We start from the raw sequence: 20670 nt of genomic DNA, 5'->3' as shown, positions 1-20670 counted from the left end.
TTTAGTGAGGTTCTACGGATTAGTTCTTGTAGTTGCGGGTTTGTACCTTGATGGCTTCGTAAACGAGCGGTTCCTTGGAGAGGACGGGGGCAGTGTCATCGTTGCCCTGGTATTCCCAGCAACCTACGTAGAAGTAGTTCTCGTCGTCGCGCTTGGCTTCGCCTTCTTCCGTCTGATATTCTTCGCGGAAATGGCCGCCGCACGATTCGTTGCGTGTAAGGGCATCGTTGGCTATGAGTTCGCCCATGAGGATGAAGTCTTCCAAGCGGATGGCCTTTTCAAGCTCTACGTTTACTCCTTCGGTTGTTCCGGGTACGAAGAGGTTGGCGTAGAATTCCTTGCGGAGTTCTTTCATTTTTGCCAGACCTTGCTTCAGGCCTTCGGCAGTACGGCCCATGCCTACATGTTCCCACATGATGTGGCCGAGTTCTTTGTGGAGGGAGTCAACGGAGCGTTTGCCCTTGATGTTGAACAGGCGGTCGATGCGGCTCTTTACTGCGGCTTCGGCGGCTTTGAACTCGGGCAGGTCGGTGGAGAAGCGTGGAACGGTAATCTGGTCGCTCAGATAGTTCTGGATGGTGTAGGGGAGCACGAAGTAACCGTCGGCCAAGCCTTGCATGAGGGCAGAGGCTCCGAGGCGGTTGGCGCCGTGGTCGGAGAAGTTACATTCACCGATGGCGAAGAGACCCTTGACGGAAGTCTGCAATTCGTAGTCCACCCAGATGCCGCCCATGGTGTAGTGTACGGCCGGATAGATCATCATCGGAGTCTCATACGGGCTTTCGTCGGTGATTTCCTCGTACATGTCGAAGAGGTTGCCGTAGCGGGCTTCTATTTCGTCGCGTCCGAAGTCCTTGATGGCTTGTGAGAAATCGAGGAATACAGCCAGTCCGGTGTTGTTTACGCCGTAGCCTTTGTCGCAACGCTCTTTGGCGGCGCGGCTGGCCACGTCGCGCGGCACGAGATTACCGAAAGCGGGATAGCGGCGTTCGAGGTAATAGTCGCGGTCCTCCTCGGGGATGTCGCGGCCTTGTATTTCGCCTTTCTGGAGTTTCTTGGCGTCTTCAAGTTTCTTGGGTACCCAGATGCGGCCGTCGTTGCGGAGCGATTCCGACATGAGGGTGAGTTTCGACTGCTTGTCGCCGTGTACGGGAATACAGGTGGGGTGAATCTGTACGTAGGAAGGGTTGGCGAAATAGGCGCCTTTACGGTAAGCCGCAATGGCTGCCGAGCAGTTGCAGCCCATGGCATTGGTGGAGAGGAAGTAGGTGTTTCCGTATCCGCCGGTGGCCAGTACTACAGCGTGTGCGGCAAAGCGTTCAAGTCCGCCGGTTACGAGGTTGCGGGCTATGATACCGCGTGCACGGCCGTCGATGATAACGACATCGAGCATTTCATAGCGGGTGTAAAGCTCAACTGTTCCGGCGTTGACCTGACACATCAGGGCTGAGTAGGCGCCGAGCAGGAGCTGCTGGCCGGTCTGGCCTTTGGCATAGAAGGTACGGCTCACCTGCGCGCCGCCGAAAGAACGGTTGGCAAGCATGCCGCCGTATTCGCGTGCGAAAGGTACGCCTTGTGCCACGCATTGGTCAATGATGCTGGCGCTTACTTCGGCCAGACGGTAAACGTTGGCTTCGCGTGCACGGTAGTCACCGCCTTTTACGGTGTCGTAGAAGAGGCGGTATACGGAGTCGCCGTCGTTCTGATAGTTCTTGGCAGCGTTGATACCGCCCTGTGCGGCGATGGAGTGCGCGCGGCGGGGGGAATCCTGAATGCAGAAGTTTTTAACCTTGAATCCCATTTCGCCCAGCGAAGCGGCGGCGCTGGCTCCTGCCAGTCCTGTACCTACGACGATGATGTCGAGTTTGCGCTTGTTCTTCGGGTTCACCAGTTTCTGGTGGGCTTTATAGTTGGTCCATTTTTCAGCTACTAGACCTTCGGGTATCTTTGAATCGATGTTAGCCATGATCGGATGTTTGTTAGTGTATGGTTATATGAGGACGGGAGCCGTCGGTGCGGGCCGGGCCGTAGTGCGGTGTGTGCCTCTAGGGCCGCGGAAAGAGTGTCCGCCGGTGCCGACCGTTGGAAAATGGTTATGCTGCGCTGCAGGCACCGCCGCAGAAGGAGAATGCGAGAGCTACGGCTACGAACATGAGCATAACGATGGTTACGTAGGCGGTACCGATGGCTTTCCAGCGGCAGAACCAAACCTTGTTGTTGAGGCCGAGTGTCTGGAAGGCGCTCCAGAAACCGTGTGTCATGTGGAACCAGATGGCAACAAACCAAATGATGTAGAGCACGGTGTAAACGGGTTGCTGGAAGGTGAAGGCTATCAGGCCGGCGCCGTCGTGGGCGGCGTAGTCGCCGGCAACGAAGGCATAGCCGCCATTGGCAAATTCGGCAAACATCATGTTGTACCAGAAATTGTAGAGGTGGAGCAGCAGGCCGATCACGACAATAAGGCCGAGCACGAACATGTTCTGTGACGCCCATTCTACCTTTTCGGGTTTTGAGGTCACGGCGTAGCGGTTGGCGCCGCGTGCCTTGCGGTTCTGCAAGGTGAGGATGATGGCATAAACGAAGTGGAGCACCACGAGAGCTGCCAGACCAACGGTGGCGGCTACGGCATACCAGTTGGCTCCCAAGGCTCCGCAAATGGCGTTGTAGGCATCGGCAGAGAAAAGGGCCACCAAGTTCATGCAAGCATGGAACGTCAGGAACAGAATAAGTGCGATGCCGGTTACCGACATGATCACCTTTCGTCCGATAGATGAATTAGTTAACCACATAGATTTTTGAATTAAGTTGATATTTAATAAATTGTTTTGCGCGTGTGCCGTAGCGCCTGAGAGCAGGCTCAGGCAGTTTACCTTGCAAAAGTAAAACATTTCCGTTTGACTGCAAAAAAAAGGCACAATAAAATAATGAATATTAAACGGGGAATACCAACTTTTCGCAGTGGTTTGTTTGGGTGGAATGGTTTCAGGGGGGCGCGCTTGACGTGAGGATATAGAAATGGCCGCCCCGGCATACTGCGGAGCGCGGTATGCCGGGGCGGCCTGGGCAGGCGTGTGCCTGTTATTTCTTCTGTTGCATGAACTGCATCACGGCGGCTTGGATGTCGCTCGATAGGCCGGCTCCTATTTTGGCGCCTTCGGCTGCCAGTACGGGGGCTTTTTCGCCCATTTTGCGTCCTACGGGTGTTTCATAGAAAGCCACGATGCCCTTTACTTCTTCGTGGGTGAAATGCGAGGCCCATAACTCTATCATTTTCACTTCCACTTTCGGATAGATCTTATCAACGATGAATCGGCTCATTGCCTGTGTTTCTTCTGCGGTCATGCCGAGCTGGGCGCTCATGCCCTCAAAGGTGGCCGACATGGTGGCCGACATGGTTTCCTTGCCTTTGGTGAGTGTGAGTGCCTTGCGGATGTCGGCCTCAAATTCGGGCGATATGGCGGCTTGTGCCTTGAGCATGGCTGTAGACGCTGTGAGCGCAAGAATGAGTGTGAGGATGATTTTTTTCATACGTGTTGTTTTGATTGTTAAGATAATGATGGAATAAGATGATTTCCGATGATGATGGTTTTAATGAGACGGGGCGCATCCTTATAACGTGCGTTGAGGATGCGCCCCGCCGGTGGTGTCGGTATCATTTGACCTGGCTGCCGGGTTTCACTTCACGGTCTACGGTGACGACGCTCAGTGAGCCATCGGCGTTTTCTGCCGATATGATCATGCCCTGGCTCTCTATGCCGCGGAGCTTGCGCGGCGGCAGGTTGGCTATGAAGCAGACTTGTTTGCCTACGAGGTCTTCCGGCGCATAGTGTTTGGCGATGCCCGAAACGATGGTGCGGTTTTCCAGCCCGTCGGCTATTTCGAATTTCAGGAGTTTGTCGGCTTTCGGCACGCGTTCGCAAGCGGTTACGGTGCCCACGCGGATGTCGAGCTTCTCAAAATCTTCGAAGGCTATGTCGGGGCGGACTGGCTGTGCCTTGTAGCTGGCGGCTTCGTTGGCTTTTTTTGTGTCGAGGAGTTTCTGCACTTGTGCTTCCACCAGACTGTCTTCGATCTTCTCGAAGAGCAGTTCCGGCTCGGCCAGCCGGTGTCCGGCAGGCAGCAGGTCGAGGCTGCCAAGGCGGTCCCATTCCACTTTTCCCATGCCCAGCATTCCGCGGAGCTTCTGCGAGGAGAAAGGCAGGAACGGTTCGAAGGCGATAGCCAGATTGCCTACGAGCTGGAGGGCGATGTGCAGGATGGTTTTGACGCGTTCGGGGTCGGTCTTGACGATTTTCCAAGGTTCGGAATCGGCCAGATACTTGTTGCCGATGCGTGCCAGGTTCATGGCCTCCTTTTGCGCGTCGCGGAAGCGGAAGGCTTCGATGAGCCGCTCTACTTCGGCTTTGACGCCCTGAAACTCACCGATTATTTCGCGGTCGGCACCGGTCAGTTCGCCGCAGGCCGGCACCTCTCCGCCGTAGTACTTTTTGGTGAGCTGGAGGGCACGATTCACGAAGTTGCCGTAAACGGCCACCAGTTCATTGTTGTTGCGTGCCTGAAAGTCGCGCCACGTAAAGTTGTTGTCTTTCGTCTCAGGCGCGTTGGCCGTGAGCACGTAGCGCAGTACGTCCTGTTTTCCGGGCAGTTCGCAGAGGTATTCGTCGAGCCACACCGCCCAGTTGCGCGAGGTGGATATCTTGTCGTCTTCGAGATTGAGGAACTCGTTGGAGGGCACGTTGTCGGGCAGCACGTAGTCGCCGTGTGCCTTGAGCATGGCCGGAAACACGATGCAGTGGAACACGATGTTGTCCTTGCCGATGAAGTGGACCAGGCGCGTATCCTTGCTTTTCCACCACTTTTCCCAAGTGTCGGGCAGCAGTTCTTTGGTGTTGGATATGTAGCCGATGGGGGCGTCGAACCATACGTAGAGCACTTTGCCGTCGGCGCCTTCAACGGGTACGGGGATGCCCCAGTCGAGGTCGCGGCTCACGGCGCGCGGCTGCAGTCCCATGTCAAACCACGACTTGCATTGCCCCATCACATTGGAGCGCCATTCCTTGTGGTCTTGCGTGATCCAAGGCTCAAGCCATTGCTGGTGCCTGTCGAGGGGCAGATACCAGTGCTTGGTCTTGCGGAGTACGGGGGCGCCGCCGCTCACGGTGCTCCGCGGATTGATGAGTTCGGTGGGCGAGAGGGCCGTACCGCATTTCTCGCACTGGTCGCCGTAGGCACCCTCCGCATGGCAGTGGGGGCATTCCCCCGTGATGTAACGGTCGGCGAGAAAGGTGCCGGCCTCCTCGTCGTAATATTGCTCGCTCTCTTTCTCAATGAATTCGCCCTTGTCGTAGAGCGTTCGGAAGAAGTCGGAGGCCAGGTGACGGTGGGTGTCGGAGGTGGTGCGGCCGAAAACGTCGAACGAGATGCCGAAGCCTTCGAACGACTCCTTGATGACGCGGTTGTAGCGGTCCACCACTTCCTGAGGGGTGCAGCCTTCCTTGCGCGCGCGGATGGTGACGGGTACGCCGTGTTCGTCGGAACCGCACACGAAGAGCACTTCACGGCCGCGCAGGCGGAGGTAACGCACGTAGATGTCGGCCGGAACGTAAACGCCGGCCAGATGGCCTATGTGGACACCGCCGTTGGCGTATGGCAGGGCTGCCGTAACGAGTGTCCGGTTGAATTTGTTTTCCATATCGTCGGGTGTTTTTTTATTGCATGCTGACGGCGCTGCCCGTTTGCCGCTTTCCGGCGGTCGTTGTGGCAGCGTTCTGTTGGGCGCAAAGTTAACTATTTTTTTGCAGAACGGCCCCAGCTTTGGTTGGAAACGCTTTGTATTTTCTGCAAACTCTCCGCCGGCGGGGCGGAACGCCGGCACTTTAACATATTTAACTTTCCACAACATTTCCAAGAGTTAAAAGGTAGGTTCGAAGTAGTGGAAGTCCAAAAGTCCGTATCGGAATTTTAACACAAATACGGCAAATAAAAAATCCAAGTAATGCTTTTTGCGCCTGGAATATGCGTTTTTTGCCTTGGATTATCGCCGGAAACACATGAAAAGCGGGGCTTCCCCGAAGGAAAGCCCCGCTTGGCTGTTACAAAGATAATATATTTTCCGGCTGAAAGCAAGAAGTGTTAAAATGACATGGTGAGCCGGCCGTTCTTCGCGGGGAAGAGACAGGATGCCCGCCGTTCCTTGTGCTTTCCGGTTTTATGGTCCGGCCGGACCGGCACGGTGTTCTTACCAGATGTCCTCGGCTGTTGTGCCGTTGTAGACTGAGGTGGGCACGTATTCGAAGTAGTCGATGAAGAACTCGCCGTTCATCTTCTTCAATGCCGACTTGAAGCGCAGGTAGTAGGTTTTGTTGGCTTTCATATCGGCCGTGGTCACGATCATGCGGATGGCGCCCGGACTGGTACGGATAGTGTTGGTGGGCTGGCGGTTGGTCCAGCAGATGTACTTCGGAGCTTTCATGTAGCCCTGATTACGCATGTTCTTGTCGTTTTCGGCATTGGTGATGTCATCGCCATCGATGTCGGCCACCCAGGGAATGGCCACGGTACCGGCCGACTGGCGCATGTCGACAGGCAGACCGGTGGGAGTCAGACGGTTGGGGTCGTCGCCGAAATAGATCTGGGCCATACCGCGGTTGGGGTTGTTCGAAAGTCCCATGCGCAACTCGTAGGTTCCGTCTTTTGGGAAAGGCGGCAGACGCAGGGTGAAATCGAACAGACCGAGGAATAGGAACTCGTCGCCCTGATAGTCGCGCCAGCCGTTACCGCCCGACAGACGGTCGTGGGTACATGAGAGGTATGTCATGATGGTACCGGCCGACATGTTCGGGATATTCTTGAAGTAGCCTCTGGGGAATGATCCCATGCAGTTGAGGCGCATATTGTTGGTAAGCATTTCGGGCAGCATGGTAGTGGCTTCTATGCGGATGCGCTCGCTGGCCAGTTGTGAGCGGGTGGCATCATCGTAGAGCAGCACCTTGTCGATCGGGAAATAGAAGCCGTTCATGGAGTTGTTGTCGTTGTTGCCGTTCAACGCCGATACCAAAATGCCCGGCACCTCGGCACGCAGCTCCTGATAGTCCTCCTGACGACCGTTCTTGTAGATCGACTTGCGGTTGATGTAAATGGGGTGGTCAAGGGCGTTGGTGTTGGGATCGAGACTGCGGTCGCTCACCTGAGTGATCTTGATAAGACCGCGGTATTTGCCCAGCGTCGTGAAATAGTCCCACACATTGGTAGGATAATTGATGGACTGCGGGCGGGCACGGTCGGCGCCGAAGTCATAGAGATATTCATTGTAGTGTCCCACAAAACGGTCGTAGGCCATGCGTCCGTCCAGCAGGTGGTAAGCCACAAAGCGGTTGATGGCATTGTCGGGATTGCTCAGGTCGTCGGCAGCGTCCGTGCCGTAAACGGCTTCGCACTTCTGCTTGAATTTGGCCATCACCTCGGCCCAGTTCGTCACGTTGCCCTCGGCATCCTTGTTGAGGGTGATGCCCCATTCGGAGGCAAACACGTTATCCGGTTCGACAAAGGCCGTGAAACCGGTGTAGCGGTGCATGGGCACATCGTAGGGAAGACCGGCCTGTGTACCGAAAGCGGGATAAAAGACGGCCTCGCGCTCTTCGTTCTCATAGTCCATGTCAATGTAGGGTACTGCGAGAGAGTCTGCCCAGGTGGTCTGCTCCAACAGGTGGGCGAAAATCTGCATGTTGTCGGCAGAGGCGATCATCTCGTAAAGGTTGTCGGACGACGGGGCAATGACGGAGTCCACCTCGTGTATCATGCCGTTGGACACCTCGTTGTTGGTCTTCAAAACCTTGGAGCCACCGTTGATGACGTAGTACATTTTGCCGTCGGCGGTCGTGTCCTGAGTACAGGAGAGGATGCGGTCGTTGAGGTTGGGTTCGGCAAACGAACCGGATGGAGAAGGGAATGTGGCTTCTTCGTAGGCGCTCAGTTCGCCGTTGTCGATGATGCAGCTTTTGGCGATGAGTTCGGCCTGATCGTAGGTCAGTTCGTCTATGGAGCTTATGCCGAGTCCCTTGATGTATTTGCTTACAGCTTCATTGTTAGGTGCAAAGAGCGTGTAGTTGCCACGCGCCGAGAGTACGCTCGTGAGCGTTGAGGCCTCGTCGGAGCGTCCCAGTCTGACGCGGTCGAAGATGGCCTTGATGTCGGAGAATTTTTCGGGAGCATCAGCCAGATAATCGCTGACTGTCTGTTCCGTTTTGATGGCAAAGTTACCGTCATCAATGCTTTCCTTGCAACTGCTCACGGCAAGGGCAAGACTGAAGAGTAAAATCACCCCCCCTGAAAGTTGGGAAAGAACCATTGTCAATTTGTTCTTTTTCATAGTCGTCGGGTTTTTATTTGTTTTTTTCTTTTATTGTTTTCACAGGACTGCAAATTTATGTTTTTTTGCACATAGAGACCTTATTTAAATGGAATAATGGATTTGTTTTAAAACTATTTAACAGAGGTGTAAATTTCGGAGTTGTTTTTTTATGGTTGACATTCTGAAAGAAATGCAGGAGATATTTTATAGAATAAAAATGAAAAGAGTTAAGATTTTGACTTGGTTTCATTTTTGGTGAGGGAGATTTTGAAAAAAGAAACACAACCATCTACCTGATTGTACCAAGCGCTGTTGATGATTTTTGCTTGTTACGAGGGTAGATGGTTGCGTTCCAGAATGCTTATGGGCGGTTTGGTTATTTGCGATGTCCGCGGCGCTTTTTCCCTTTTTCCGCGAAACTTTTTCCGCGGCTTCGCGCCGGTACGGGCGGTGCGGGACGTTCGCCTTCGTCTTCAATCAGCACAAAGTCGAGCTGCCTCCGTTCCAGATTGGCGCGCTCCACGCGGATGCGCACTTTATCGCCAAGGGCATAGCGCTTGCGGAAGCGGCGTCCCACAAGGCAGTAGTTGCGTTCGTCGAACTCGTAGTAGTCGTCGAGCAGGGAACGGAGGGGAATCATTCCCTCGCACATGTTTTCCGTTACTTCGACGTAGAGACCGAACTCTGTCACTCCCGATACGGTGCCCTCGAATTCCTGTCCGAGGCGGTCGGCCATGAACTCCACCTGTTTGTATTTGATGCTGGCACGTTCGGCCGTGGCTGCCAGCTGCTCCATGTCGGAGGCGTGCTCGCACAGTTCCTCGTATTTCACGGCGCTGACAGAGCGTCCGCCATCGGCGTATTTGGTGAGCAGGCGGTGGACCATTGTGTCAGGGTAGCGGCGTATGGGGGAGGTGAAGTGGGTGTAGTACTGGAACATGAGGCCGTAGTGGCCGATGTTGTGTGTGCTGTAGCGGGCCTTCATCATGGCTCGCAAGGCTACCATCTCTATGGCATTCTCCTCTTTCTTTCCCTTTACGTCGCCCAGCAGGGCGTTGAGGCTCTTCGATACTTCTGTCTTGGTACCCTCGGTGCGTATTTTGTAGCCGAACTTGGCGATGAAGGCACGGAGCTTTTCCAGTTTTTCCGGATCGGGCACATCGTGTATGCGGTAGGGCAGTACCTTGGCTTTTCGTCCTTTGGGCACGCGGCCTATGAGTTCGGCCACGCTGCGGTTGGCCAGCAACATGAACTCTTCCACGAGCTTGTTGGCGTCTTTAGCCACTTTAATATAAGTGGAGACGGGGTGGCCGGTCTCATCGGTTTCAAAGCGCACCTCGGCGCGGTCAAATCCTATGGCGCCGTTTTTGAAGCGCTTCTCCCGCAGGCGCTTGGCCAGCCGGTTGAGGGTGATCAGCTCTTCGGCATATTCACCTTCGGGCGGCGTGCCTTGGGGCAGCGGTTGGGGGTGTTCGCCCGGCAAGGCCAGGTCCGCTTCCGAAGCCTCTCTGTTGCGTTCGAAGACGGTCTGCACCTCCTCGTAAGTGAATCGGCGGTCGCTCTTGATGACGGCATGCGCCAGATGCCAGTCCAGGATATCCGCTTTGGCGTTGAGGCGGAAAATGGCGGAGTAGGTGAGTTTCTCTTCATCGGGCCTCAACGAGCAGATGAAGTTGCACAGACGTTCGGGGAGCATAGGAATGGTGCGGTCCACTAGGTAGACGCTTGTGGCCCGTTTCTCGGCTTCCCGGTCGATGATGTCTCCTTCTTTTACGTAGTGTGACACGTCGGCTATGTGTACGCCCACCTCCCACTCTCCCTCGGCCAGCCGTCGGATGGATAGGGCGTCATCGAAATCTTTCGCGTCGTGGGGGTCAATGGTGAAGGTCGTTACGTGGCGGAAGTCCTCGCGTCGGGCTATCTCCTCGGGCGTGATGTCGGCGGAAAGTTTTTCGGCGGCTTTCTCTACGGCTTCGGGATATTTGTAGGGCAGTCCGTATTGCGCCAGTATGGCGTGCATCTCCGCGTTGTTATCTCCCTGCCGGCCGAGAATGTCCACTACCTTTCCGATGGGACTTTTCGACTCGTCGGGCCATTCCACTATCTTCACCACGGCTTTGTCGCCCGTCTTGCCGCCTTTGAGTTTGTCCTTGGGTATGAAAATGTCGGTGGCCAGCGACCGGCTTTCAGTCACGAGAAAGCCGTATCCGCGTTCCACCTGCAGCTGTCCCACAAAAGTGTCATTGGCGCGGCTCAGGATTTCCGTCACTTCAGCCTCGCGGGTATGTCCCGGACGTCGGGCCAGCATCGTTACGCGCACGCGGTCGCCGTCAAGAGCGTGTAGTGAGTTGCGTTCGCACACAAGTATACTCTTGCCGCCGTCGTCGGGCACAAAGGAGTTTCGGCCGTTGCGCTTGCGCTGGAAGGTGCCCTCCATGACGTTGGAGCGTATGGCGCTGCGGTAATTGCCGTTGCCGTCGGTGGTGAGGTAGTCGTCGAGCACCAGTTCCGAAAGCACATCAAGTACGAGCATCTTCGTGGGATGGTTGGCGGCGCCGATGTTGGTAAACAGTTGCTTGATGCTGAAGTTCTTGTCGGGGTTCTGTGCGAAAAGGTCGAGGAGCATCTGCCCTATATCTTTCTTTTTCAGGCGCGGAGTGCCGCGTTTTTCTTTTTTGTTGCGTGCCATGTCTGTTATCTTTTAGTTGGCTATGTTCTTGTCGGTGGCGGGCGGTTTTTCCCTTTGTCCGCCTTTTCCTTACGTACAAAGGAAGTTATTTTTTGGCAGACAGCCTGTCAATTAAGGAATAATAACGCGCAAGTGGGGTGTTTTCTTATCGAAGTGTGGGCTTTTCTTACTAATTTTGCCGGTGTTATGGACATCCGGAAATACCTATCATTGTTTTTTCTCTTCGCGGCCGGCGTGTTTTCCGCTTTGGCGCAGGACGTTCCTGAGGTCGACGCGGTGCGCGCCGATGAGGAGCCGCCTGCCATCGGCATGGAAGTGCAGGTGGGCAAGGCGTGGTATCGTGGCGACAGTATTCCGCATGTTATCATGCCCACTTTTTACAAATATCCTCCCATGAAGTTTAAAAACGATAAGGAGCGCGAGCGTTACAATCGTCTTGTGTCCAACGTGAAACGTCTTCTGCCGTTGGCGCGCCTGGCGCGTATCATGGTGGTGGAGACTTATGAGGTGTTGCAGACATTGCCCACCAAAGAGGCACGGGCCGCCCATTTGCAGAAGGTGGAGGCGGACCTCAAACGAACCTATACGCCCACCCTCAAGCGCCTGACGCGTTCGCAGGGACGTTTGCTGGTGAAACTCATCGACCGCGAGTGCGGGCAGACGGGCTATAATATTGCTCAGGCGTTTATCGGGTCTTTCAAGGCCAATTTGTATCAGGGCATAGCCGTAGTTTTCGGCCAAAGTCTGACCAAGCGGTACGACCCCGAGGGCGATGACCGCTATACGGAACGTATCGTGCGGCTTGTGGAGTCGGGACAATTATGACCGGTTCCGGTTGCCGGAGCCGGTATAGGCAGACGGATATGTCTCCTGACCGGTAAGCGGTCGATAACGTGAATGACGGATTTGCCGGCGTACCCTGCGGCAACGACTGCGCGTATGGAAAAAAGGATCAGTGTCTGTCGCGTCCCGCCGTGAGAAGCCATGCTTCCGCGCGACCCAGCAACAGTCGGCGCAGAACCTCCGCAAAAAAGGCTGCCGCCATTACCGCCGCCGCACGAAGGCTGAAAGCGGGATGATGGATGTCCGCCGTGAGCCACGGGCTGAAAAGGGCAATGACAGTGGAGTTTGTCAGATAGAGCGGAAAAGCGAAGCCTGCCAGATAATTCACGCTTTCCGCCGAAAAGTGCCATCGTCCGATGAGGCGGAAAATGCCCAGTGCCGCTGTGAACACAAGCAGATTGTTGTCGCGTGCGAAGGTGTTACACAAATGGCCTGTGACTGCGGTTATGCCGCCGTTGAGCAATAAAATGGCGGCCACGGCACCTGATGCTATCGCCATGCCATGCCGATCCAGAAGGTGCGGCCATCCGTGGCGGTGGAGGTAGCGGCCGGCCATGTAGGCCAGTGTCATGTTGACGAAGCCTTTGCCCCCGTCATGTGTGGGGTCGGCCAGTTGGAGGGTGGGTACGGCCAGGAAAAAGAAGGCTGCCACTGCCAGCAGGAGGCCGAAGTCGCGTTTGGGCAGGTTGTCGGCGGCACGGTTGAGCCACGGCGACAGGCAGAAGAGGGTGGCATAGCACGTCATGAACCAGTATTTGCCCGAGAGCAGCGGCAGCAGCGCTTTTCTGATTCCCGCCGCCGTGAGACTTTCCGTTCCGAGGCCTGTCTGCAGCCCATAGGTGAGGACGGAATAAGTCAGCACGACGAACACCAGCCGCAGCAGTTTGCCCGTGCTGAAGCGGATGCCGAACCATCCCGACAGGAGTACGAAGAGCGTAACGCCCGTGTTGCCCACAGCGTTGACGAGCAGCAGGATGCCTTGCGTCACGGTGTCGGTGGTAGTGAAGGCGTAGCCCCATGTGTGCATGGCTACGATAAGCACGATAGCCGCCAGGCGCAGCAGCTCGTAGTTGGATTGTCGCGGTTTCTGCATAACGTTGTGTATTGACGTGTGTGACTGTTTCCGTGCAAAGGTAGTAATAAGAAAAAGAGTAGACGCATTTTTTGCCCTGTCAAGTAGCGTTGGCGGCATGTCGCTCACAGATGGTCCGCGCGGTTCGGGTGTAGTGCCCGCTCCTCTCTGTTTTCCATGCCCTCCGGTAGTCCTTGCGGATTTTTTCAGTGTAGAACCCCGTTTTTTTAAGTCTCATGAATATGTCATTTCCCATCACTTTTGTTCCTGCCGGCGGACTGGCCAACCGCATGCGTGCCGTGGCCTCGGCTCTTACTATGGCGCGCGATGCCGGTCGCGGGTTGCGCGTGATATGGTTCAAGGACTGGGCGCTCCATGCCCCTTTCCATGATATTTTCCGTGCGGTTGAGGCCGAAGGCTTGCATTTGCGCGAAGCCCGCCTCACCGACTTGCTGACCGACGACCGCCCGCGCCGCCGCAACTTCGGTGTGCCGCGTCTGTGGCAGCGCCAGCGCTATGCCGCCTGCATTTACGAAGCCGAGGTGACGCCCCTTGTGTGGCGCGGGTTCGACTTCAAGGGCTGGGCTTCCCGTCCGGGCCGCCGCTTCATGGCCTCCTATTCTGATTTCTATCCCTATCCCGACGCCTTGCTGCGCACCCTGTTCCGTCCTGTGGCTGAGGTGGAGGATGAGGTGGCGCGGCGTGCGGCCACATTCGCCGATGTGCCCACCGTGGGCGTACACATACGCCGCACCGACCATGCCGAGGCCATCAGCCAAAGTCCGATGGAGTGTTTCTTCGCCCGTCTCGATGCCGACCTGACTGCCGGCCGTTACAGGCAGATTTATCTGGCCACCGATGATGAGGGTGTGAAACGGCAGATGCACCAGCGCTACGGCGGGTGTCTGCTTACTCCCCCGTCTGAGGCCGACCGCTCATCGACAGAGGGTATACGCGGCGGACTGGCCGATATGTACACCCTGGCCCGCACCGGGAAAATATACGGTTCTTCCGGCAGCACGTTCTCCGAAATGGCGGGCCGCCTTGGCGGCATTCCGTTGGAGGTGCTCAAGGTTTAGCACTTTAACATATTTAACTTTCCGCAACATTCCGATGTGTTAAAACAAAGGTTGCAAATGTTGTAATGGTGAAAGTCCTTATTCGAATTTTAACACGGATACTTGGAATTTAAATTGCAATACGGCCATTTTCCGATGAAAATACGGTTGGAAAATGTCCGGATATAGTTGAAAAATACGCAAAAAGCGGGACTTCCCACAAAGAAGTCCCGCTTGGCTGTTACAAAGATAATATATTTTCCTCCGGAAAGCAAGAAATGTTAAAACGCCTTCCCTCCCGGTGCAGACGCTCGGTTTACCGTCTGAAAATAAAGACTTGGGGGCGGAACCATCTGTTCCGCCCCCAAGAAAGGTACCCCCAATGAGAATCGAACTCATATCACTGCTTTAGGAGAGCGGTGTTCTATCCATTGAACTATGAGGGCATACCGCGCCGACCGAGCGCCCTGCAAAGGTAATGCTTTTTCTTGAAACGCTGCCGGCCGGCCGTTGTTTTTCGTTTCAAAAAGTCCGGATGCCGGCTTATTTATGTTGTCCTGCCATATTTGTATCCCCGTTTTTTTGGTTTTGTCAGGATTTTTATCTTTCTTTGCAATCCGCTAACGGCAGAAAGCATTTATAAATAAGATTATATCCTGATAAATTATGGTAACTTTTATTGTCGCCGCGTTCGTTCTAGGGTATGCCTGCATCGCCCTTGAGAGCGTTTTGAAAGTGAACAAAGCTGCCCCCGCACTGCTGATGTGTGTGGCGTGCTGGGTATTGTATATGGTTGATCCCGTACCGTTCATCAGTCTGATGCACGGCGGCGTGTGGCAGGCGTTCCAAAGCGCGTTTGCCGGCGGTGGCAGTGCCGTCAGCGCGTTTGTCAACGAGCATATCCTGCTTTCTCATTTGGGAGACACCTGTGAGATCCTTTTCTTCCTCATGGGAGCCATGACCATCGTTGAGATTGTCGATGCCAACGGTGGTTTCAACTTCGTGCGCGACCGCCTGCAAACCACCAGCAAGCGCAAGCTGCTGTGGCGCATCACGTTCATGACCTTTGTCCTTTCCGCCATTCTTGACAACCTTACCACGAGCATCGTCATGGTGATGGTGCTGCGCAAACTCGTGAGCGACAATAAAGACCGCATGATATATGCCGGTCTCGTCATCCTGGCCGCCAACGCCGGCGGTGCCTTTTCGCCCATCGGCGACGTGACCACCATCATGCTCTGGATAAAGGGCAACATCTCCACCATAGGCGTGATAACGGAAATATTCCTTCCCTCGGTGGCATCGGTCGTGGTGCCCGCCCTCATTCTTCAGACAAGCCTCAAGGGCGAGCTCGCCGCCCCGCAAATGGCGCAGGAGGGCGATGCCCTTCACTTCACGGCGGCCGAACGCAACGTCGTGTTCTGGCTGGGCGTGGGAGGACTTATCTTCGTGCCCGTCTTCCGTTTCCTCACCGGACTGCCGCCTTTCATGGGCATACTCCTTGTGCTGGGCCTGCTGTGGACGGTGACCGAACTGTTCTATCGCTCGCGTGGCGACGTAGAGGAAACCACACAACAGCGCGTCACGCAGCTCCTCTCCCGCATCGACATGAGCACCATCCTCTTCTTTTTGGGTATCCTCATGGCCGTGGCCACACTGGCGGAGACCGGCGTGCTTACCGCCTTCGGGCAGTGGCTCAACACCGCTTCGGGCGGCAATCACTACGTTGTGACGGGTGTCATCGGTGTGGTGTCGAGCATTGTCGACAACGTGCCCCTCGTGGCCGGTTGCATGGGAATGTATCCCGTGGCCTCTGCCGCCGAAGTGGCTGCCAATCCGGCTCTGGCGGACTTTGCCGTGGACGGCATCTTCTGGCAGCTGCTGGCCTATTGCGCCGGTGTGGGAGGCTCGATGCTCATTATCGGCAGCGCAGCCGGCGTTATCGTGATGGGACTCGAGAAGATAACCTTCGGCTGGTATTTGCGCCGCATCTCGTGGATTGCCTTTGCTGGCTATTTGTCCGGTATCGGCGTTTACTGGGTGGAGAAGGCCATCGGCCTCTGACACTGCCGTATGGTTCCCGAGCCTCCGGCCGGAACTATGAGAATACTGATAATATTATATTCATCATCATAAAAAAATGACAACATTATGAAGAAAATCATTATGAGCCTTGTTCTGCTTGTCAGCATGGCATGGGCTACGCCGGCATCGGCTTTCGGTTTTGACTGGGGTGTGACAGGAGGTCTTAACATGACAAAACTGAAGCTTAAGGGCGACTACATGCAGAATTTCAACACCAACAACCGCGCCGGATGGTATGCCGGTCTGAAGGGTAACCTGAGTCTGGCCCTCGGTTTCGGTCTTGATGCTTCACTGGTCTATTCGCAGCAGAAATACAGTCTCGATGGAGAGAACATCACCTCAAAGACGATGCGTTCGGTGGCTATCCCCATCAATGTACGCTATAACATCGGTCTGGGAAGCGTGGCCTCGGTCTTTTTGGCTACCGGTCCGCAGTTCGACTTCAACGTGGGTTCGCGCAGCTGGAACATCGCCAGCGAAGACTATACCGGCACGGCCGGCATGTTCAAGCAGGAGAACATGACCACCTCATGGAATATCGGCACCGGCGTGAAGGTGCTCGACCGTGTGGAGGTGGGAGTAGGCTACAACTTCGCTTTGGGCAAGGTGGCCAAGAGTGTGTTTGGAAACGCCACGGGCATCGACATCCGTACCAATGAGATGAAAGCCAACACCTTTAAATTGTCGGCAACGGTTTACTTCTGAAATTTATTGTGAAGCCTGTCAGGGCGACGCCGCAGCAGGTCGTGCCCGGACAGTGCCTTCCTGTCTTTATTATAATAAGGAAAATATCATCATTATGCTACGACTCAACTGTTTCTTTCAGGCCAAGGAGGAATGTTATGACGCCGCCCTTCAGGCTGCCTTGGCCCTTACCGCCGCCTCGCGGCAGGAAGAAGGCTGTGTGGCTTACGATGTGTTCGAAAGCGGCACCCGTCCCGATGTCTTCATGATTTGTGAAACCTGGACAGGTGAGGAAGCTCTTGCCGCTCACATGAAAACGGAACATTTCAAGCGTTATGTGGCCGTACTGGAGGAGCAGGGTTCTCTCAAGTTGGAAAAATTCGACTTTCCCGCCTGAGGGATTCCAGCACCTTAATGTTTGGTAAAACAGAAAAAGCGGGGCTTTCCACAGGGGAAGTCCCGCTTGGTTGTCACAATAGTGGCATGTTTTCCGGCGGAGGCGGATAGTGTTAAAATAATGACCGGCGAGTGGAAGAACCCGGAATAAATCATTAATTTTGTAGCAGGGAAAATCCCTTTCCCTGCGAAGCTAGTTTTTCATATTACTCCCGCAGGAGTTTCCGCACAGCCCCATGACTTCAATCCACGACACCCAGCAACGCGAGCGGAAGATAATCCGCGTGACACTTGTCGGCAGCATTGCCAACGGCGTGCTCACGCTTTTCAAACTGTTTGCCGGCATAGTGGGCGGCAGTGCCGCCATGCTGGCCGATGCCGTCCACTCACTGTCCGACTTCCTCACCGACATTGTCGTAATGGTGTGTGTGCGCATAGCCGGCAGGCCCAAGGACAAAGGGCATGATTTCGGACATGGTAAATATGAGACCCTGGCTACGGTATTCATCGGTTTGCTGCTCCTCTTTGTCGGATTCGGCATCCTTTGGAACGGCATTTCGGCCATAGCCGCCTTTTTGCAGGGGCAGACCCTGTCCCGTCCCGGAGGCGTGGCGCTCTATGCCGCCTTGGTGTCGATTCTGATGAAAGAGGCCGTTTACCGTTATACCGTTATTGCCGCCCGCCGCTGCAATTCTCTGGCAGTGGAAGCCAATGCCTGGCACCACCGTTCCGATGCTCTTTCGTCGTTGGGAACGGCCGCAGGTATCGGCGGAGCCATCCTTTTGGGCGAAGAGTGGCGGGTGCTCGATCCGCTTGCCGCGGTAGTGGTGAGTGTCTTTATTATAAAAATAAGTATGGAGCTTCTCATGCCCGGCATCGGCGAGCTGCTTGAGCGCTCGTTGCCCGAAGAGGACGAGACGTTTATTCTCGACACTATTCTGAAGCATCCCGACGTTACCGATCCCCACAACCTGCGCACGAGGCGTATAGGTTCCTATTGCGCCATCGACATGCACATCCGCATGGATAAGGACTTCACCATCGGGCAGGCACACAGGGTCACGCTTGAAATAGAAAGGAAGCTGCGTGACAGGTTCGGGCCGCTTACCATCATCAACACCCACGTGGAGCCTGTGAAGTAAGTCTTCCGCAGATACAATAAAACCGTTGCCGGTCCGTTAGTGATAATACAGGGCCGCATGCCGTCCGCTTCTCACCTCTTATGTTACCGTTTCGTTGCATCAAGTTTTTGTTTGTCCTGTTCCTGCTGTTGATTCCGGCGGGAGGCCTCACTGTGTCATGGGCACAGGAGCGCAAGGTGCAGTATAAGCCTTTCATCGACGAAAGGCGCTTTCACTATGGCTTTACCGTAGGTTTTCATGACCAGGGGCTTCATCTTGTCAACAACGGCTATACCGATCCTGAAACGGGCGACCAATGGCTTGCCGCCAACGACCGTCACAACTTCGGGCTGAATGTGGGTGTTCTGGGGGAGTGGCAGCTCAACCGCTATATGGCTCTGCGTCTCATTCCTTCCCTTTATTTCGGCAGCAAGCACATCAGGTTCCGTAACCTGGCCACCGGGCGGGAAGAGTCGCAGGACATGAAATCCTCCTACCTGTCGGTTCCCTTTAACCTCAAGTTCAGTGCTCCGCGCTTCAACAATTACCGGCCTTACGTAGTGGCCGGCGTCAGTCCGATGTATGACCTAACGGCCGGCAAGCACACCAAGTTGCGCACGAATGCTTTCAGCGCGATGCTTGAGGTAGGAATGGGATGCGACCTTTATCTGCCGTTCTTCAAGCTCATACCCGAGTTGAAATTCTGCTTCGGTCTGGGCAACATTCTCAGGAAGAACCGCAATGACCTCACCGATCCCACCCAGCAGATATATACGAAAAGCGTCGACCGCGCTTCGGCAAACATGGTGGTGCTGTCGTTCTATTTCGAATGAGCCGTACAGTGTCTGCGCCAAGGTGGAGCAGAGGCATTGCCGGCTTGTAACGGCCGTTGCCGCGTGTTGCCGGCGCCTGAAATGTATGTGCCGTTCGTTTGCCGCAAAAGGTAGTGCCACTCAACGATTTTGCGGTTTTTTTTGTCCGATTATTCAAGATTAATACATAACTTTGCCGGAAAATTACAGGCCGGCAGGCTGAAAAAACGAATAATATGGGACTTCTAGAATTTAATAAATTACCGATCAATACACTCGTCGGAGCCGACTGGAAAACGTTCAGGCAGCTCACCGACGGCCGCGAGGTGGACAAGGCCTGGCGCGGGAAATACCGCCTCACCAAAGCCGTGTGCCGCCTCCTCTCAACGTTGGCGCCGATACAGGAGGGCCGTTATCGCCGGCGTTTGGCCGACAAACCTCTGGAGCATGCACCGGTGTTCATACTGGGCCATTGGCGTTCGGGCACCACTTTCGTCCACAATGTTCTCTCGTGCGACAAGCATTTCGGCTATAACACGACTTACCAAACGGTTTTCCCGCATCTCATGATGTTCGGCCAGCCGTTTTTCAAGAAAAACATGTCGTGGCTCATGCCCGACAAGCGCCCCACCGACAATATGGAACTGGCCGTCGACCTGCCGCAGGAGGAAGAATTTGCCTTGGCCAACATGATGCCCTACACCTATTATAATTTCTGGTTCTTCCCGAAATATATGCAGGAGTATTGCGACAAATATCTTCTTTTCAACGACATCGCCCCCGAGGAACTCAAAATATGGGAGGAAACCTTTACGAAACTGATCAAGATTTCGCTGTGGAACACCGGCGGCACGCAGTTCCTCTCCAAGAACCCGCCACACACCGGCCGCGTGAAGGAACTGGTCAGAATGTTCCCCGACGCCAAGTTCGTCTATCTCATGCGCAATCCCTACACGGTGTTCGAGTCAACCCGTTCGTTCTTCACCAACACCATACAGCCGCTGAAACTTCAGGAGTTCACCGACGAACAGATTGAAGAGAACATCCTCAGCGTTTACGCCAAGCTCTATCACAAGTATGAAGCCGACAAGCACCTCATACCCGAAGGCAACCTCATAGAGGTGAAATTCGAAGACTTTGAGGCTGATGCCCTGGGCATGACCCGTCAGATTTATCAGACCTTAGGGCTGCCGGGATGGGAAGAGGCGCGCACAGCCATAGAGCAGTATGTAGGATCGAAGAAAGGGTACAAGAAGAACAAGTACCAGTACGACCCCCGTACCCGTGAGCTGGTGGAGAAACATTGGAAGTTTGCCCTCGACGACTGGGGATACAACATCTGACAGAATTCATTTTTTCATAATAAAGCGGAGCGGCGCCATCCTTTTCGGAGGATGCGCCGCTCTTGTTCGTCAGGAAGTGCGTTCCGCTTGAGCCTTGGCCGGAACGGGGCGGCCCCTTGTTTTTTTGACATCACTCGACAGGCCGTGGAAATGGTACTCCCGTTTTTAACACTATTTGCTTTCCGGCGGAAAATATCGTATCTTTGTAACAGCCAAG

At 54.8% G+C, this 20670-nt stretch carries 17 protein-coding genes and 1 tRNA gene; 8 read left to right on the top strand and 10 right to left on the bottom strand.

The genetic code is table 11. From position 1 onward, the window contains the following. Window positions 1-19: 19 nt before the first annotated feature. The 6 genes from C5S62_RS11905 to rnr form a co-directional block, all read right to left on the bottom strand. A complete protein-coding gene (locus C5S62_RS11905; RefSeq protein WP_104405599.1) occupies window positions 20-1966 on the bottom strand; it encodes a fumarate reductase/succinate dehydrogenase flavoprotein subunit in 1947 nt (648 codons plus the stop codon). Between the two features lie 127 nt (window positions 1967-2093). Beyond that, window positions 2094-2789, bottom strand: a complete 696-nt coding sequence (locus C5S62_RS11900) for a succinate dehydrogenase cytochrome b subunit (protein WP_104405598.1) — start codon at window positions 2787-2789, stop codon at window positions 2094-2096. A gap of 289 nt (window positions 2790-3078) precedes the next feature. Next, window positions 3079-3528 (bottom strand): DUF2059 domain-containing protein, encoded by a 450-nt coding sequence (locus C5S62_RS11895; protein WP_104405597.1) that lies wholly within the window; start codon window positions 3526-3528, stop codon window positions 3079-3081. Window positions 3529-3652: 124 nt separating this feature from the next. Next, window positions 3653-5692, bottom strand: coding sequence for a methionine--tRNA ligase (metG, locus tag C5S62_RS11890; RefSeq protein WP_104405605.1), 2040 nt, complete (start codon window positions 5690-5692; stop codon window positions 3653-3655). A 546-nt stretch (window positions 5693-6238) separates the two neighbouring features. Beyond that, window positions 6239-8368 (bottom strand): fasciclin domain-containing protein, encoded by a 2130-nt coding sequence (locus tag C5S62_RS11885; protein WP_104405596.1) that lies wholly within the window; start codon window positions 8366-8368, stop codon window positions 6239-6241. Window positions 8369-8726: 358 nt separating this feature from the next. Continuing rightward, a complete protein-coding gene (gene rnr / locus C5S62_RS11880; RefSeq protein WP_104405595.1) occupies window positions 8727-11039 on the bottom strand; it encodes a ribonuclease R in 2313 nt (770 codons plus the stop codon). 132 nt (window positions 11040-11171) lie between these two features. On the opposite strand from rnr, the gene C5S62_RS11875 reads away from it, so the two are divergent. Further along, entirely contained in the window at window positions 11172-11864 is a 693-nt protein-coding gene (locus C5S62_RS11875; RefSeq protein ID WP_223301233.1) for a DUF4294 domain-containing protein, read from the top strand. A gap of 127 nt (window positions 11865-11991) precedes the next feature. Here C5S62_RS11875 and C5S62_RS11870 read toward each other — a convergent pair whose 3' ends face one another. Beyond that, the gene (locus C5S62_RS11870) at window positions 11992-12975 is read right to left on the bottom strand and encodes an acyltransferase (protein WP_190311587.1); all 984 of its coding nucleotides are present in this window, start codon (window positions 12973-12975) and stop codon (window positions 11992-11994) included. A gap of 79 nt (window positions 12976-13054) precedes the next feature. Next, complete coding sequence (locus tag C5S62_RS13655; RefSeq protein WP_172486173.1) at window positions 13055-13192, bottom strand: hypothetical protein; 138 nt, start codon at window positions 13190-13192, stop codon at window positions 13055-13057. Between the two features lie 4 nt (window positions 13193-13196). On the opposite strand from C5S62_RS13655, the gene C5S62_RS11865 reads away from it, so the two are divergent. Further along, the gene (locus C5S62_RS11865; protein WP_371411206.1) at window positions 13197-14033 is read left to right on the top strand and encodes a glycosyl transferase; all 837 of its coding nucleotides are present in this window, start codon (window positions 13197-13199) and stop codon (window positions 14031-14033) included. Between the two features lie 353 nt (window positions 14034-14386). Here the strand turns inward: C5S62_RS11865 and C5S62_RS11860 are convergent. Further along, window positions 14387-14458 (bottom strand) — tRNA-Arg (locus tag C5S62_RS11860). A 220-nt stretch (window positions 14459-14678) separates the two neighbouring features. Between C5S62_RS11860 and nhaD the strand changes: the two genes are divergently transcribed. The 6 genes from nhaD (at window position 14679) to C5S62_RS11830 (ending at window position 20453) form a co-directional block, all read left to right on the top strand. Further along, window positions 14679-16076 (top strand): sodium:proton antiporter NhaD, encoded by a 1398-nt coding sequence (gene nhaD / locus C5S62_RS11855; protein WP_104405592.1) that lies wholly within the window; start codon window positions 14679-14681, stop codon window positions 16074-16076. A gap of 87 nt (window positions 16077-16163) precedes the next feature. Then, window positions 16164-16802 (top strand): porin family protein, encoded by a 639-nt coding sequence (locus C5S62_RS11850; RefSeq protein ID WP_104405591.1) that lies wholly within the window; start codon window positions 16164-16166, stop codon window positions 16800-16802. Between the two features lie 94 nt (window positions 16803-16896). After that, window positions 16897-17178, top strand: a complete 282-nt coding sequence (locus C5S62_RS11845) for a putative quinol monooxygenase (protein ID WP_104405590.1) — start codon at window positions 16897-16899, stop codon at window positions 17176-17178. A gap of 235 nt (window positions 17179-17413) precedes the next feature. Further along, window positions 17414-18319 carry a cation diffusion facilitator family transporter gene (locus tag C5S62_RS11840; protein ID WP_104405589.1) on the top strand — a complete coding sequence of 302 codons (906 nt, stop codon included), beginning with the start codon at window positions 17414-17416 and terminating at the stop codon, window positions 18317-18319. Window positions 18320-18399: 80 nt separating this feature from the next. After that, on the top strand, window positions 18400-19131 hold the full coding sequence (locus C5S62_RS11835; protein ID WP_104405588.1) for a porin family protein: 732 nt from the start codon (window positions 18400-18402) through the stop codon (window positions 19129-19131). Between the two features lie 215 nt (window positions 19132-19346). After that, window positions 19347-20453, top strand: coding sequence for a sulfotransferase (locus tag C5S62_RS11830; RefSeq protein ID WP_104405587.1), 1107 nt, complete (start codon window positions 19347-19349; stop codon window positions 20451-20453). A gap of 14 nt (window positions 20454-20467) precedes the next feature. Here the strand turns inward: C5S62_RS11830 and C5S62_RS13975 are convergent. Beyond that, on the bottom strand, window positions 20468-20670 hold a 203-nt coding region (locus tag C5S62_RS13975; RefSeq protein WP_223301232.1), incomplete at its 5' end, for a hypothetical protein.

Source organism: Prevotella sp. MGM2 (genome assembly GCF_002933955.1).
In the GTDB taxonomy this organism is placed as follows: domain Bacteria; phylum Bacteroidota; class Bacteroidia; order Bacteroidales; family Bacteroidaceae; genus Alloprevotella.
The sequence above is the reverse complement of the archived record's forward strand: the minus strand, read 5'-3'. Positions and strand labels throughout refer to the sequence as shown.

Excerpts from the sequence above, each read along its gene's own strand:
- C5S62_RS11835 (WP_104405588.1), top strand. The coding sequence starts at position 18,400 with ATGTTACCGTTTCGTTGCATCAAGTTTTTGTTTGTCCTGTTCCTGCTG.
- metG (WP_104405605.1), bottom strand. The coding sequence starts at position 5,692 with ATGGAAAACAAATTCAACCGGACACTCGTTACGGCAGCCCTGCCATAC.
- C5S62_RS11885 (WP_104405596.1), bottom strand. The coding sequence starts at position 8,368 with ATGAAAAAGAACAAATTGACAATGGTTCTTTCCCAACTTTCAGGGGGG.
- C5S62_RS11900 (WP_104405598.1), bottom strand. The coding sequence starts at position 2,789 with ATGTGGTTAACTAATTCATCTATCGGACGAAAGGTGATCATGTCGGTA.
- C5S62_RS13655 (WP_172486173.1), bottom strand. The coding sequence starts at position 13,192 with ATGAGACTTAAAAAAACGGGGTTCTACACTGAAAAAATCCGCAAGGAC.
- C5S62_RS11840 (WP_104405589.1), top strand. The coding sequence starts at position 17,414 with ATGACTTCAATCCACGACACCCAGCAACGCGAGCGGAAGATAATCCGC.
- C5S62_RS11895 (WP_104405597.1), bottom strand. The coding sequence starts at position 3,528 with ATGAAAAAAATCATCCTCACACTCATTCTTGCGCTCACAGCGTCTACA.
- nhaD (WP_104405592.1), top strand. The coding sequence starts at position 14,679 with ATGGTAACTTTTATTGTCGCCGCGTTCGTTCTAGGGTATGCCTGCATC.
- C5S62_RS11865 (WP_371411206.1), top strand. The coding sequence starts at position 13,197 with ATGTCATTTCCCATCACTTTTGTTCCTGCCGGCGGACTGGCCAACCGC.
- C5S62_RS11845 (WP_104405590.1), top strand. The coding sequence starts at position 16,897 with ATGCTACGACTCAACTGTTTCTTTCAGGCCAAGGAGGAATGTTATGAC.
- C5S62_RS11870 (WP_190311587.1), bottom strand. The coding sequence starts at position 12,975 with ATGCAGAAACCGCGACAATCCAACTACGAGCTGCTGCGCCTGGCGGCT.
- rnr (WP_104405595.1), bottom strand. The coding sequence starts at position 11,039 with ATGGCACGCAACAAAAAAGAAAAACGCGGCACTCCGCGCCTGAAAAAG.
- C5S62_RS11905 (WP_104405599.1), bottom strand. The coding sequence starts at position 1,966 with ATGGCTAACATCGATTCAAAGATACCCGAAGGTCTAGTAGCTGAAAAA.
- C5S62_RS11850 (WP_104405591.1), top strand. The coding sequence starts at position 16,164 with ATGAAGAAAATCATTATGAGCCTTGTTCTGCTTGTCAGCATGGCATGG.
- C5S62_RS11830 (WP_104405587.1), top strand. The coding sequence starts at position 19,347 with ATGGGACTTCTAGAATTTAATAAATTACCGATCAATACACTCGTCGGA.